General features: G+C 68.2%; 12 protein-coding genes and 4 pseudogenes. 7 read left to right on the top strand and 9 right to left on the bottom strand.

The window, feature by feature from the left end; all coding sequences use genetic code 11:
• Window positions 1–448 precede the first annotated feature (448 nt).
• Window positions 449–589: a hypothetical protein gene (locus AB0D12_RS40340; RefSeq protein ID WP_362694828.1), complete on the bottom strand. Its 141-nt coding sequence runs from the start codon at window positions 587–589 to the stop codon at window positions 449–451.
• 184 nt (window positions 590–773) lie between these two features.
• On the opposite strand from AB0D12_RS40340, the gene AB0D12_RS40335 reads away from it, so the two are divergent.
• The gene (locus AB0D12_RS40335) at window positions 774–1,040 is read left to right on the top strand and encodes a hypothetical protein (RefSeq protein WP_362694825.1); all 267 of its coding nucleotides are present in this window, start codon (window positions 774–776) and stop codon (window positions 1,038–1,040) included.
• 37 nt (window positions 1,041–1,077) lie between these two features.
• On the opposite strand, the pseudogene AB0D12_RS40330 reads toward AB0D12_RS40335, so the two are convergent.
• Window positions 1,078–1,326, bottom strand: a pseudogene (locus tag AB0D12_RS40330) (transposase); the annotation flags it as partial.
• 344 nt (window positions 1,327–1,670) lie between these two features.
• Here AB0D12_RS40330 and AB0D12_RS40325 point away from each other — a divergent pair.
• Together AB0D12_RS40325 and AB0D12_RS40320 are read left to right on the top strand one after the other, a co-directional pair.
• A complete protein-coding gene (locus tag AB0D12_RS40325) occupies window positions 1,671–2,156 on the top strand; it encodes a tyrosinase family oxidase copper chaperone (protein ID WP_362694822.1) in 486 nt (161 codons plus the stop codon).
• A gap of 37 nt (window positions 2,157–2,193) precedes the next feature.
• On the top strand, window positions 2,194–3,012 hold the full coding sequence (locus AB0D12_RS40320) for a tyrosinase family protein (protein ID WP_362694819.1): 819 nt from the start codon (window positions 2,194–2,196) through the stop codon (window positions 3,010–3,012).
• 115 nt (window positions 3,013–3,127) lie between these two features.
• On the opposite strand, the pseudogene AB0D12_RS40315 reads toward AB0D12_RS40320, so the two are convergent.
• The 6 genes and pseudogenes from AB0D12_RS40315 to AB0D12_RS40290 all read right to left on the bottom strand — a co-directional run.
• Window positions 3,128–3,265, bottom strand: a pseudogene (locus AB0D12_RS40315) (hypothetical protein); the annotation flags it as partial.
• A 138-nt stretch (window positions 3,266–3,403) separates the two neighbouring features.
• Window positions 3,404–3,571: pseudogene (locus tag AB0D12_RS40310) on the bottom strand (IS256 family transposase); the annotation flags it as partial.
• A gap of 742 nt (window positions 3,572–4,313) precedes the next feature.
• Entirely contained in the window at window positions 4,314–5,027 is a 714-nt protein-coding gene (locus AB0D12_RS40305) for an IS5 family transposase (protein WP_362694816.1), read from the bottom strand.
• Window positions 5,028–5,623: 596 nt separating this feature from the next.
• Window positions 5,624–5,905: a hypothetical protein gene (locus tag AB0D12_RS40300; protein WP_362694813.1), complete on the bottom strand. Its 282-nt coding sequence runs from the start codon at window positions 5,903–5,905 to the stop codon at window positions 5,624–5,626.
• A gap of 790 nt (window positions 5,906–6,695) precedes the next feature.
• The gene (locus AB0D12_RS40295) at window positions 6,696–8,522 is read right to left on the bottom strand and encodes a pentapeptide repeat-containing protein (RefSeq protein ID WP_362694810.1); all 1,827 of its coding nucleotides are present in this window, start codon (window positions 8,520–8,522) and stop codon (window positions 6,696–6,698) included.
• 127 nt (window positions 8,523–8,649) lie between these two features.
• Window positions 8,650–9,078 (bottom strand): VOC family protein, encoded by a 429-nt coding sequence (locus tag AB0D12_RS40290; protein WP_362694807.1) that lies wholly within the window; start codon window positions 9,076–9,078, stop codon window positions 8,650–8,652.
• Between the two features lie 308 nt (window positions 9,079–9,386).
• Between AB0D12_RS40290 and AB0D12_RS40285 the strand changes: the two genes are divergently transcribed.
• The 4 genes and pseudogenes from AB0D12_RS40285 to AB0D12_RS40270 form a co-directional block, all read left to right on the top strand.
• Window positions 9,387–9,641, top strand: coding sequence for a hypothetical protein (locus AB0D12_RS40285; RefSeq protein WP_362694804.1), 255 nt, complete (start codon window positions 9,387–9,389; stop codon window positions 9,639–9,641).
• Between the two features lie 177 nt (window positions 9,642–9,818).
• Window positions 9,819–10,682 (top strand): PhzF family phenazine biosynthesis isomerase, encoded by an 864-nt coding sequence (locus AB0D12_RS40280; protein ID WP_362694801.1) that lies wholly within the window; start codon window positions 9,819–9,821, stop codon window positions 10,680–10,682.
• 85 nt (window positions 10,683–10,767) lie between these two features.
• The gene (locus tag AB0D12_RS40275; RefSeq protein ID WP_362694798.1) at window positions 10,768–11,682 is read left to right on the top strand and encodes a LysR family transcriptional regulator; all 915 of its coding nucleotides are present in this window, start codon (window positions 10,768–10,770) and stop codon (window positions 11,680–11,682) included.
• An 8-nt stretch (window positions 11,683–11,690) separates the two neighbouring features.
• Window positions 11,691–11,828: pseudogene (locus tag AB0D12_RS40270) on the top strand (VOC family protein); the annotation flags it as partial.
• Here the strand turns inward: AB0D12_RS40270 and AB0D12_RS40265 are convergent.
• Entirely contained in the window at window positions 11,825–12,031 is a 207-nt protein-coding gene (locus AB0D12_RS40265) for a hypothetical protein (RefSeq protein WP_362694831.1), read from the bottom strand. The pseudogene AB0D12_RS40270 and the gene AB0D12_RS40265 overlap by 4 nt on opposite strands.
• Window positions 12,032–13,620 lie beyond the last annotated feature (1,589 nt).

Below are 13,620 nucleotides of genomic sequence, written 5' to 3'. Positions count from 1 at the left end.
CCGAACCGGTCGCCTCAAGAACGTGAACGAGCCGTGACTCCTCGACCGATATGACACGCTCTCCGGCCGACACAGCAGAAAGGTGGTTGAAGCGGCATGCAATTCCTCTGGACGCGACGTTTGCGTCAAGCTGTCACGCCTTGGGGGGAGTCAGGATTTGGGCCTTGACCCAAGGCCGGGTAGTTAGCGTTCTTGCAGGTCATGCAAGGGGAGTTGATGGGTTTCCGGTACAGAGCAACGGAGCTCGTTGGTACAGGCAGTCGACCAAGACAGCTTGTCCCGAAGGAGCTCCCCACCGTACTGGTGGGCCTCTATCACCAGCGGTGGGAACACGAATCCGCGTACTACGCGCTCCGTCAACACGATCATGAACGGGCGCAACCTACGCTCGGGCGACCCGGCCGGCATCGAGCAGGAGATGTGGTCCCTGCTCGCGCTCTACCAGGCGCTACGCACCGTGATGGTCGACGCCGCCGAGTCCGTCCCCGGCACCGACCCGGACCGCTCGGACCGCTGCTGTTTCAGCATCGCGCTCCACACCGTCCGCGACCAGGTGATCCCGGGCCACCGGCATCGTCACCGCGGACACCGATCGGGACACTCTCCTCGGGACGATCGGCCGTCGGATCCTGACTGGCCTGCTCCCGCCCCGGCGGCAACGGGTCAGCACCCGCAAGGTCAAGTCACCGATGTCCCGCTAAGCGAGCGCCACGCAGACGGCCGGCCGGATCCACCGCACCGTTACCCGCCTCGACGTCACTGTTCTCGAACCCGTGGATCAGTCACCCGCGCTGCCCACGGCTTCCCGGGACGACCGGTACGCCGCCCCTGCCGCGCGGCGCCAGCACCGCATCCTGGCCCTGCTCCAGGAAGACCACACGCGCTTCTGGCAGCCCCGTGAAATCGCCGCCCACTTCGGCGACGTCACCCTGGAGACCATGTACAGACAACTCTTCAGATGGGCCGACAGCGGACTCATCCACAAGATCGGCCCTGGCCTCTACGCCGCAGCACCATGGTCTCCAGCCCCACTTGCGTGACCTGCCGAAACGCTAACTACCCGGCCTTGGGTCAAGGCCCGTAGGCAGCATCGGCAACCACGACGGGCGGTGTCATCGCCCAGCCGGCAAGGGTGTCGAGCATGTCCAGCGCCAGCCGCCACTTCTCACGGTGCGTGATGTCTGGCGGGATGCGGGTCTTGGTCCGTCGGAGGGTGTCCGACGTCCACTCCTTGGGCAGGAACAGACGCCATTGCAGCGGGTAGGGGGCGGTATCGCTTGCGGCGTGGACGCTGATCGTGACCTGGCAGTTCGCCGGTTTACCCAAACTACGGCGCCTACCCCGCGGAGCAGGCACTGCTCGTGCGTTCTCGTCGAGTTGCCATCGTCCGTACAAACGATGGCTGGCAGTGGCAGATGAAAGATTTACGGAAACAAGCGTCATGGTGGGCCAATTTTCCGGCTCCCGCGGGCCGTCAGGGGGCAACGGGGGAAGAACTGCGCCGTTGAACAGTGCACTTCCTGTAGACCATTGTCTCGTTCATGGCCATGTAACCCCAGGGCTCCTCTCTCAATCAGTTCTCCACTGCCAGCATGTGGCGGCACGGACGAAGAAACGATCCTGCCGCGGGTCTTCCAAGCCCCGGGGTGGACCGACGAAAGGGGAAGACCTTGCAACGTCTCACCCGCCGCGACATGGTACGAGGGACCACGCTGGCTCTGGCCGGTGCCGCACTCGCAGGCCCGGCTGCCGTCGCCAAAGCGACCGCGTCGCCGTACCGCACGCCCCGGCGCTCCCATACGCCCGGGGCAAGTACGACACACATGGTCGCCGCTCGAGCGGCCGAGGTGACGGAGGCTTTCGACGAGGTGTACCTCGGCCGCCGCATCGAAGGTTGGCCCGCGACCGAGGACCACGACGGTCATGACGGCCACAGCGCTCACGGCGGCCACACGAGCCGCCCCGCGGACGACGGCCACAGCCCCGTGGAGTTCGTCGTCCGCGTGGACGACGACGATCTGCATGTGATGCAGAACGCGGACGGCACCTGGATCAGCGTCATCAACCACTACGAGACGTACCACACGCCGCGTGACGCCGCCCGTGCCGCCGTACGGGAGCTGCGCGGCGCATCTCTCGTGCCGGTCACTGTCTGACATCGCGTTCGAGGCCCCACCGAAAAGGATCGTCGCCATGGCAGACCGCAAGAACCAAGCAGAGCTGACCGCCACCGAGAAGCGCGACTTCGTCAATGCTGTCCTCGAACTCAAGCGTCAGGGCCGCTATGACGAGTTCATCACCACCCACAATGCCTTCATCATGAGTGACACCGACAACGGCGAGCGGACGGGCCACCGCTCGCCGTCATTCCTCCCCTGGCACCGCCGATTCCTGCTGCAGTTCGAGCAGGCGCTGCAGAGCGTAAACCCCTCCGTCGCACTTCCCTATTGGGACTGGACGGTCGACCGCACTCCCCGCAGTTCCCTGTGGGCGGACAACTTCCTCGGTGGCAACGGCCGCAGCGGGGACGGCCGGGTCTCTTCTGGCCCGTTCGCCTTCGGAAGCGGCAACTGGCCCATGAACATACGGGTCGACGGAAGGACCTTTCTACGGCGGTCCCTGGGAGTCGGAGTCCGAGAGCTGCCCACCCGGGCCGAAGTGGACGCCGTACTGGCCATGCCCACGTACGACGCGACCCCCTGGAACAGCGGCTCCAGCGGCTTTCGCAACAACGTCGAGGGATGGCGAGGCCCGAACCTCCACAACCGGGTCCACGTCTGGGTCGGGGGCCAGATGACCACCGGAGCCTCGCCGAACGACCCGGTCTTCTGGCTCCATCACTGCTTCATCGACAAACTGTGGGCAGACTGGCAGAGTCGGCATCCGTCCTCCGGATACGTGCCGACCGTCGCTCCGCGCAATGTCGTCGGCCTGCGCGACACGATGAAGCCCTGGAACGATGTCACTCCGGAGGACATGCTCGACCACACGCAGTTCTACACCTACCGCTGAACCTCCAACCGCCGTCGGGGGCTCGCGCCGCCGCTGTTGTGACCAGCGGCGGCGCGGGTACAGGAAGGGGAGGGGACCATGCGAAAACACGAGCCGGAGCGTCGGGCGCCGTCACGGAGGTGCCAAACAGCCCCACGGCCTGGCCCATCTCGCGCATCAGCGGCGGGCATCGCCGACGCTGCGCTGAGGCGCTGATCACCTCGATGACGCGCCGGTGCCCATCCGTGAGCCCTGAGCTGCTGCGGACCGGCATGCCACCCGCGCCGTTCTGCGTCGCCAAGCTGCTGATGGCCCCAGGCCGGCGCCCAGGACACCGCCCTTCCTCACTGCGGCGAGTGCGGACGAAAGTGAACAGGGCCAAACGAGTCGGTGTAACTCGGGTTGTTGAAGGTTACTGACGGGCTGCGGAGAGACGGCCGTCGAAGGTGTTCAAGGCCGTCTTCCAGCGGCTGGTCCAGCGGGCTTGGCCCTTGCCTGTGGGGTCGAAGAACATGATCGCCATGTAGACGCACTTCAACGCGGCCTGCTCGCTTTGGAAATGGCCGCGGGCTTTGACTGAGGTGATCCCCGTGGCGTTGACACACCTGATAATGGATCTTGATGGTTTAGGAAGGTGTAGATCCACATGGCACGGGCGGCTCCGAACTGTCGCCCCAGTCGCCTTGGCATTTCCGGGCGACTTCGTGTACAGCCCCCGAGACTTCCAACCCTCACTCGGCGTGGCTGCGTCAGAAGCCGTTGTCTTTCCGAGAGTGACCGCTGCGTTTCTGCTGGTCAGGCATAGTTCCCCTATCGTGCGGCAGTGATGGCATGTCGTGTTGTCTCCTCGGGGAGCGTGCGGCCCGACAGCGGGTGGAGGTTCTGCAGGCTGAGCTTCGGGAGGCGGAGGCCGCGTGGGAGCGGTTCGTGATTGCCCGTGAGACGGTCGGGCAGGTCCTCGCGGAGCCGCGCGACCGCGAGGAGGCGCCGGTGGCCGAGCCCGATCAGCGGCCGCGACCGGTCGCTGGGACGGTGCCCGGCTCGGTGGTGCCGGTGTGGACAGAAGGACTCGACGCCGCCACGCTGGCACCGGACTATCGCAGGATCATGACCATCCTGGCTGAGCGGGGTGGAGAGGCGATGGACTGCCGGCAGCTCGTCGCGGCGCTCGGTCTGGAGCCGTTTCCGGCGAAGGTCGAGGGGTGCGGTCGAAGGCCAAACGCCTGGCCCGGCGGGGCTGGCTGGCCGAGGCGGTGCCAGGGATGTTCGGTGTCGCAGACGGGCCAGGCGGCGGCTCATGACCATGCTCATCGACCACAGGATCATCGCCTCGGCGCTGTCGGTGCGTCCCTCGTAGTCGCGGGCCAGGCGCCGTGAGCGCACAGCCACGCGAACGTGCGCTCCACCAGCCACCTCTTGGGCAGCACCGTGAACCCCGAGACATCGTCGCTGCGTTTGACCACCGTCAGGGCGATCCGCAGCAGGCTGCGGGCAAAGTCGACCATCTGCCCGGTGTAGCCGCCGTCGGCCCACACCCGCGTGATCCGCCAGTGCCGCTCGCGCAGCCGAGCCAGCAGATCCCGGCCCGCGTCCCTGTCGGTCACCGACGCAGCCGTGACCGTCACGGCCAACAGCAGCCCGAGCGTGTCCACCACGATGTGCCGCTTGCGCCCGTTCACCTTCTTCCCGCCGTCGAAACCCCGCGTCGCGGCCGGCACCGACGCAGCCGCTTTCACCGACTGCGCGTCGATGATCCCCGCGGTGGGCTCCGGATCCCTGCCGACCACCGCGCGGAGAAGGTCACGCAGCCGATCGTGCAGTTCACGGACCCAGCCCTGGTCGCGCCAGCGCCGCCAGAACGCGTAGACCCGGTCCCACGCAGGGAAGTCCGCGGGCATCGCCCGCCACGTAATACCGCCCGCGACCAGGTACCGGACCGCATCGACCATCTGCCGGTGGCAGTAGCCCTCCGGCCGGCCGCCCCTGCCCTCCAGCCACCCCGGCGGACCGGCAGCGATTCCCGGACTGCGGCCCACTCGACGTCGGTCATATCCGATGGATACCTCGGCCGCCTGTACGGCCGATCCCCGGCGTTCCCGAACCGGTGCGCGAGACAATCACACGACAGAGCAACCGAGTTGGACTCGCCCGACAATTGCACGGAAGACTGTAGCACAGGGCCTCCCTGACACTCGAAGGGACTTCAGCAATCCCGAGCTGGGCAGGAGGCCCTGCCCTCATGCACATCCCGACCGAAGATCACCCCACCGAGTCGCCACACTCGAACCAAGGCTCACCTCGATCGATAGAGCAACGGCTTCTCACAGAAGTTGGGCCGGAACCCGTTTCTTACGAAGCCATCGGTGCCAAGCCGCTGCGCTGCACACCTCACCACAGGCATTGCGTGCGCCGCGCCCGCCACCTGTGCAACCTCACCACGGCCTCACCGGGGTTGCGCGACCCCGCCACGGGCCCTGCCCACGGACTGTGCACTCCTTTGCCCCCGCTATGGGGCTGCGCACCGCACCATGGCCCCCTCTCCCCGCTTGCGGATGCATGGGGTGGGCGGGGGCGGTCAGGGCCCGTCACTGCGCTCAAGCCCAGGCGTGTGTGCAGGAATGGCACGCGGCGCTCACGGCCGGCCCCCGGCGGTGATCTCGTCGCGGATCAGGTTGCGGTGCTCCTCGTACACGAGCCGCGCGTCGTCGCTGGCGATCGCGTCGGTGTCGAGGCCGCAGGCGCATGTGACGATGGTGAGATCCGAAAGGGCCCGCAGGGTGTGCCCCTCAGGACCGGTCCAGCTGTCGCCCTCTACGTTCTTGAAGCGGAGACGGTGGCGGGGCACGGGCGGGCGCGGCTCGCTCGGGTTGAACGTCGCGTTGCTGTTGTCGAGGGTGAACCGGTGCTCGTTCATGTAGTCCATCATCCCTTCTTCGGCCGGCCCGGCGCTCGGGTAGTGGTCGCTTTGCAGTCCTGCCTGCTGGTGGAGTCCAGGGGCGGGGCCTCGGCCGGGTTCGTGCCTGATGACGCCAGGGAACAGGTTGCTGTTGGCTCCACGCACGGGCCCGGTGCTGCGGTGCCTACGGTTGAGTGGGACAGGTTGGCGATCGGTGTCCCGCCCCCCGGTAGGCAGCGATAAGGCCCTGCCCACGTTTGGCGAAATCCGGTGACCAGGGTACGGGTGGCGATGCCCCTCAGTGTTCCGGTGCAGGTTCTCGTCGGTGGGCTCACAGCGCAGCGGCCCGCAAAGCGCCACCGGGCGCTGGCCCTCCACCATCGGCCAGAAGGAGTCGGGCACGGGGATGCCTGCACCCAGGTCGAACAGCTCCTTCTCGACGGCGTTCTGGGCGTCGTTGAGACGTACGATCCGCTCAAGGCGGCGGGTGCCTGCGTCGAAGGAGGCAACCCACCTCCTGAACTGGTGGACAGGGCACCGGCACGAATGACACCACGCGCGGTGCGGGCCAGTCGCGCATGAAGTCCGATACCGCGGGACAGCGCCGCCCCGAAGGACGGCACTGTCGGGAAGACCTTGGCGGAGGTCAGCCAACCTCACCGTGCAGGGCATGGACGACGGGCCGTCATGGCCAACCACCCCCGCCATACGGCTACCGCTGACGCGGTCCCACGCCGGCCAACCACCGCTCGGTCCCAGCACCCTCAGTCATCGGGGACGCACCTGCCACAGCGCGGTTAACGTGGAGTCACGTATCCAATACCGCACCTCGCTCCCCCATGAAACGCAGCCACTCCTTGTGCCAGCCGCTGGTCCCTCGCAGGTCGACCCCCTGCCAGGCGACCTCGGAGCGGCGGCCGATCAGCCTTTCGGCGAGCGGGGATCCGTCGCGGCTGTCGAAGATGCGCACCATTCCGTCAGCGCCGGCCGTCGCGACGACACAGTCCTTGGTGTTCAGCGCCAGGGCCAGGATGGGGCACGTCTGGGCCACCGACCACTGCGGTTCCCTGCGGGTCAGGTTCCAGGAGGAAAGGGTTCCGTCGCGGCACCCGGCGAGCATCGCGTCGGTACCCGGATCGTGGACGAGAGCGAGCACCGTGTCGCCGAGCTCGGCAAGGTTGGCGACATGGGTGCCGTCCGACTGCGAGTAGAACCGGATGGTGCGATCGTCACTGCCACTGGCCACCCACCCCTTCGCGGCCAGGGCGCACAGCGAATAGACCCCGGCGCCCGGATGCGGGATCCAGACGCGTTGCTGCTGCCCGTTGGTGACGCTCAGCACGGAGACTTCTCCGGCCGAGGAGCCGGCGAACAGCAGCCCCGCCTCGGGGTCTACTGCCAGCGAGCGCACATACCCTCCGGTCACCCGCCGCTGCCACAGTTCGTCCCCGTCGAGGTTCCACAGGCGTACGGTCCCGTCTGTGCCTCCTGAGGCGAAGGTGTCGTCGCTCACCGCAACCGAGGAATTGGCCGGCGCGCCGTGATGCGCAATCTCCAGGAACGCCTGAGCGCTCTCGCGGTCAGCGAGATAGATGCTGCCGTCCAGCCCGGCGACCACGACGTAGCGTCCGTAGGAGAGCAGGGCAAGGTTGCGGAAGGCCCCGGGGCATCGCATCGTCTGTTCGGTGGCGAGCGTCGTCGGGTCCAGCAGATGGACGAGGCCGTCGGCGGTACCCGCCGCCACGCCACCGTCCCCGGGGAGCATCGCCACCACGGCGACCACCTGGGTTTCGTGCAGGATCGCACCGTGCAGTCGGGCGTGGCGCAGATCCGCGTCGGCCACGACCGCCCCCTGAAGCAGAACTGACCGCAGATCACAGTCGCGCAGATCCGATCGGCGAAGATCCGCGCCCTGGAGGTCGGCGCCTCGCAGGTCCAGTCCGCGGAACGACCGCTCCGAGAGCGTGGCGCCCATTCTGTTCGCCAGCGACAGGCAGTTCGCCGCCAAGTGACCGCCCTGCGCGCTGTCGGCAGGGCCCGGGTCGTGATCCCGGACGAGGGCGGAGTCGGGTTCGGGCAGCCAGTCGAGCGGTGACAGCCCCTCCGAGGCCAGCTGTTCAGCCAGATAGGCAACGGGCTCCGGCAGCAGCAAGTGCCGGTCCAGTGCGGACAGATCGCCGGCACGCAGCGTGGTGCACAGCAGGCCCGGCAGCCGGGCGAGGTCGGTGAGCGCGCTGCTGCTGTCGATGAGGCGCCGTACTTCCTCGGCCGCGGTCCCCAGCCGCCGGACGAGGGCCTGGACGCGCTGCTCGTAGCCGAGGTCGGCGAGGCGCACCACCTCGAAGGTGGACCGCCCCTCGGCGTCCAGGACCAGGGCGCTCCCGGCGGCGGCGAAATCGGCGGAACGCAGTGTCGAACGCTCACGCTCGAAGTAACCCGGCCTGCTGGCCAGCGGGATCTTGCTTTTCGGCGAGACCAGATCGGCCAGTTGGGCGAGCGTGGTCGGCGCGTGCTCGGCAGTGAGCTGCCATCTCAACTCGTCGAGCCCGTCCAGGATGATGACGAGCCTGCCGGTGCGGCTGGCGTACCGGAAGGACTCCCGGCGCGCTTGCAGGTCGGCACCTCGCTCGCGCATCTGGGCCACCAGGCGGCTGGCCTGCCCCGAGCGCCTGATCCGGCGGTCTGCGCCACAGCGCCCTGACAGGTCGGGCGGTTCTTCGTCCTGGCCCATGGGGACAGAACGAGTACACGTTCGCGGCCCCTCAGTCGATACAGAACTCGTTGCCCTCGATGTCCTGCATCGGGATGCACGAATCATTGCCGTCATACAGCGTTCGCACGTGCACCGCGCCGAGCGGGACCAGTCGTGCGCACTCGGCCTCCAGTGCGGCGAGGCGCTCTTCACCCACGAGTCCGGTGCCGACCCGCACGTCAAGATGCAGCCGGTTCTTGGCGGCCTTCCCTTCGGGGACGCGCTGGAAGTACAGTCGCGGGCCCACGCCTGAGGGGTCACTGCAGGCAAACCATGCGTCCTGCTGCTCAGGTGGCAGCGAGCGCTTGAAATCGTCCCAAGTGGCAAACCCCTCCGGTGGGGGCGGTACGACGTACCCCAACACCTCGCACCAGAAACGAGCGAGGCGCTCAGGTTCTGCGCAGTCGAAGGTGACTTGGAATTGCTTGACCGACGTCATCGGGCCACCATATTGGCGCGTGCTGTTCACCGAACCCCCGGGGTGTCATCGCCGCGCAGGTCGAGGTCGTGCGTGACATGAGTGACGCTCTGAGCCGGGTCGCATCCGGTCGTTGAATCTCGCCAGATTCAGTGAGACTGTGCCGCCTTCGATGAGACAGGACACCGCGTGGCTTACCCGATATGGCAGACACGCCCTACCTGGGGTGCCGGTAAGAACCCTGTCACCAGCCGCAAACGGCGGTGATCTTGGAAGGGTGCCGCTCGTGGGGGTGAGTCCCGGGTCGTACAGCTGCGGTGGGTGGAGCCTTGCGAGAACACCCGACTCCTGGCCAACCCGCTCGCTCACCCGAGGACATCGAGAACCTCGACGGCTGGACCCTCCACCGGCTCCGCCACAGCGCCCTCACACACGACGCCGAGGACGGCACCTCCACCCACATGCTGCTGGCCCGCTCCCGCCACGCCTCCGTCCGCTCCCTGGAACGGTACGCCCGCCCCGGCGTCGACGCAGTCGCCCGACACGTCGCCGAACACGACCCCGCCGCACGCCGCCGGGTGTGACTCTCGCCGTTTGCGGCTGGTGACAGCGTTCTTACCGGCACCCCTAAAGGCTGGATGGCGGCTTCCGAGGGTGGGGGCCACGCCCCTTGAGCGATGCGATGTGCGATTCGATTTTCCGATGGTGGCGATGAAGAACAATCGTTTCTCACGATGGGGAAAGGATGCGAGGGTGGCGTCATGAACGCTTCGACCACCACCGAGATCCTGCGCTACACCGCCTTCACCACCGACCCGGCGGGCGGCAACCCGGCCGGCGTGATCCTGGACGCCGCGCACCTCGCCGACGACCGGATGCTCGCGGTCGCCGCCGAAGTCGGTTACTCCGAGACCGCTTTCATCACTGCCGCCGACCTTCCCCGGCGCCGCTTCCGGCTCCGCTTCTTCAGCCCGCTCGCCGAGGTCGCGTTCTGCGGCCACGCCACCATCGCCACGGCCGTGGCCCTCGCCGAGCGGCACGGCGCCGGGGAGCTCGTCTTCGACACCGCGGCCGGCGAGATCCGGGTGGCGACGGCCGTCGACGGCGCGGGCGCCGTACGGGCGACCCTCACCAGCGCCCCCACGCACTCACGGCCCGTCGAGGACGCGGAACTCGACGCCACCCTCGCCGCCCTGCACTGGGAGCGCGCCGACCTCGACCCGTCACTGCCGCCGCACGTCGCCTTCGGCGGCAACCACCACCTCGTGCTCGCCGCGGCCACCCGCGCCCGACTGGCCGACCTCGCCTACGACTTCGACGCCCTCGGCGACGTGATGCGCGCGCACGACTGGACCACCGTGCAACTGGTGTGGCAGGAGAGCGACACCGGCTTCCACGCGCGTGACCCCTTCCCGCCCGGTGGCGTCGTGGAGGACCCGGCGACGGGTGCGGCCGCCGCCGCGTTCGGGGGCTACCTGCGCACCATCGGCCGGATCCGCGGCGCGACCACCCTCACTCTCCGCCAGGGCGAGGACATGGGCCGCCCCAGCACGCTCACCGTCGACGTCGACCCGACCGACCCGCGGGTGCGCGTCGCCGGCCACGCCGTGCCCATCGCACCGTGACCGGCGGGCGAGACCAGGCGCGGCAGTGGGCCGGCGCCACCCGGGTCCGTCACCGGGCGGCGGGACGGGGTCTATCCTCGGGCCCGTGGACACCCGACTGCTGCGTACGTTCGTCACCCTCGCCAGGACCGGGAGCTTCACCGCCGCGGCCGCCGAACTACACCTCGCCCAGTCCACCGTGACCGTGCAGATCCGGGCGCTGGAAAAGGAGTTGGGCAGCCGCCTCTTCGACCGGCTGCCGCGCGGCGCCCTGATCACCGACGCGGGGCGGCGCGTCCTGGAGGCGGCCGAGGAGGTGCTGAACGCGGAGGCCGGGTTGCGGTCGGCGGTCGCCGCGGACGGCCCGCCCGCCGGGCACGTCGTCATCGGCGCGGGGGAGACCCTGTGCTCTGCCCGGCTGCCGGGTGTCGTCGCCGCCCTCAGCCGTACCCACCCGCAGGTGGAGATCGCCCTGGAGCCAGCGGGCACGGAGGCGGCCGTGGACGGCCTGCGAGCCGGGCGCCTCGACATCGCGCTGCTGCTGGAGAAGGACGCGGACGCGGGCTTCCCGGACATCGTCACCGAACCGATCGCCCGCGAACCACTGGTCCTCGTCTGCGCCGCGGAGCACCCCGCGGCTCACCGGACACGGGCGGCCACCTGGGCGGACCTCGCGCAGGAGACGTTCTTCCTGCACGAGCAGGGCTGTTCGTACAGCGACCGGCTGATGCGCGACCTGCTGTCCGTACCCGGAGCACGGACCCGCATGACGCGCTTCGGCAGCATCGAGGCCGCCCGGTCCTGTGTGGCGGCCGGTCTCGGGCTCACCCTGCTGCCCCGCGCGACTGTGGCCGCAGCGCTGCGCGAGGGCGTGCTCGCCGTCGTGGACGGACCGCGGTTCCCGGACGTACCGGTGCAGTTGGCGCGGCATCGCAGGCGGTGGGTGTCGCCGGCCGCGCGGGCGGTTGTCGACGAACTCGTCCGCAGCTTCGCCGCCCGGGCGGTGCCCGGCGGGCCGTGACAGAAATGGTCCAGCGGACCGGTACCGCGTACTTCGCCGATCCGCACCGGAAGCAGCCGGGCGAGATCAACCACAACCACGGCGGACGTGGCGTGTACTTCCTGGATCCTGCCGGGCACGGCATGGAGATCATCACTCGCCCCTATGCCGACCACGCGCCACAGCAGCAGCAGATGCCGTCGTCCTGGTCGTCGGCCAGCAGGTGGACGAGTTCCAGACCGCGGCCCAACTCGTTGTCCGGCCGTGCCAGGTGCAGATGCGGCACCAGGTGACTGCCGTCCTCGACCCTGCAGCGCAGGCTGGTGTCACCCTCGGCGGTGAGCTCGATCGGGCCCTGTGCGTACCGCACCGCATTTGGCGACCAACTCGTTGGACGATCGCTGGGCGATATCGATGTCGGTGGTCAACGTCGGCCGCCAGGATGTGACTTTGGCCGGGTACACCGTCTGGCTGGACGTCGACGGGATGCGATGGAGGCGTCTCAAGTGGCAGGCCAGGATGCTGCTTCGGGTCGGCTTCGCCCGTGTGCGTAACACCTTGATCACTCTGCCCCCTTCGTTCAGCGTCAGTGGCGAGGGGTGGCTGCGGGATGATCACGGAGCAGCCCAGTTCCCGGTGGCGGTGCAGGCTGGCACCACCCTGAGGATTCCGAACGTCGCCCTGAAGTGGGCGTCGGACACGACGTGCCGGCCACGGGTCGCGATCCACCTGGGCTCGGGGAAGATCGTGCAGACCGAGGCGGTGACTCCGGACATCTTCGAGCCGTTGGACATCGACTCCGAGTACGGGCCCGGTGAGGACGACGAGGACGCACGCCTTCCTCCGGTGGGCCATACGTTCCAAACACGCGCCCACCCTCGTCATCCCGCACCGTTCCACGAGCAATCCCGCTTCCATCTCTCAGCACCAGCGCCTCACACTGTTGCGACAGACCCTGAGCCGCGAGGACATCCCGCTCCAGGATCGGGTCGCGGCCGCGCTGGTCCTCCTCTATGCACAGCCTCAGGCACGCTCACCTCCGCCAGCTCGTCGTCCAACAGCAGTCCCGCAGACGACCTCGCCGACGTTGTCCTACACAGCGATCGAGTCGCGTATCCCCATTAGCGGTCGAGTCGTCGCGGGATTCCGGGCGCCCAAGTCATTTGAGCCATCAGACGGCGACAAGCTCACAGCCATACCCCGAACCCCTGGGCCCGACGATCCTACGAATGACCACCTCAGACCCGCGCTTGGAAGGAAGGACAAGCTCAGCACCTGTTTTGATCCTCAAAAGGCAGGTCAGGACCCGGTAGGTCGGGGGGCTGACGAAGTGACCCGTTCGTAGGGGCATCCACACCGGAGTGCAGCTGTCCATCGACCACTCATCATCGGGAGCGGGGGAGTAGATGAAGAATGCACGGGAGAAGCGTCCGAACGGTCCGGGCCGGCTCGCCTCCGCCGACGAGATCGGCCAGTCCCCAAGCCGTTCGAGCGTCCGCTGATCTGCGAGTTCTGTGACAGCGCCGTCGGCCCGGTCCGCGGTTACAAGACCGTGCCGAACCTCTTCCGCCTGCTCAAGGGGAGACTTCACCAGCCTGGCTGCGCCCTGAAATCCCACTAGAATGGGCCCCATCGGTCCCGACTTCGAGGTCCAGGAGGAGCGTGCCAGGAACTTGCCGCACCTCGCCGGCCCGGTCGCGGTCGGTCCGGTTCCAGCCGCGCAGAATCGTACGGCTGCGGATAGAAGCCGCTCCCGGCCGAAACCCTCTGCCGAGCACCGACGGCACCCAGGTGCTCCTCTGCACGGAGTGGAACCAGCGTCGAGGCCCACGACGAGGCGGCCGAAGCCGGGAACCACGACATGAGTGCGTTGTGGCAAACCGGATCTTGTTCGAGCGGCAGCGGGTGATCATCTGGACGGAGGTTCGGGTGCGGTCGCGGGCATGAGAGAACGGGCCC

Source organism: Streptomyces sp. NPDC048479, assembly GCF_040651435.1.
Classification (GTDB): domain Bacteria; phylum Actinomycetota; class Actinomycetes; order Streptomycetales; family Streptomycetaceae; genus Streptomyces.
Note: the sequence above shows the minus strand (reverse complement) of the source record. Positions and strands in the feature narration are given on the sequence as shown.

What these genes read in the sequence shown, in the direction of transcription:
- AB0D12_RS40290 (WP_362694807.1), bottom strand. Translation starts at nt 9,078, where the DNA reads ATGACGTCGGTCAAGCAATTCCAAGTCACCTTCGACTGCGCAGAACCT.
- AB0D12_RS40320 (WP_362694819.1), top strand. Translation starts at nt 2,194, where the DNA reads ATGGCAGACCGCAAGAACCAAGCAGAGCTGACCGCCACCGAGAAGCGC.
- AB0D12_RS40300 (WP_362694813.1), bottom strand. Translation starts at nt 5,905, where the DNA reads ATGAACGAGCACCGGTTCACCCTCGACAACAGCAACGCGACGTTCAAC.
- AB0D12_RS40280 (WP_362694801.1), top strand. Translation starts at nt 9,819, where the DNA reads ATGAACGCTTCGACCACCACCGAGATCCTGCGCTACACCGCCTTCACC.
- AB0D12_RS40295 (WP_362694810.1), bottom strand. Translation starts at nt 8,522, where the DNA reads ATGCGCGAGCGAGGTGCCGACCTGCAAGCGCGCCGGGAGTCCTTCCGG.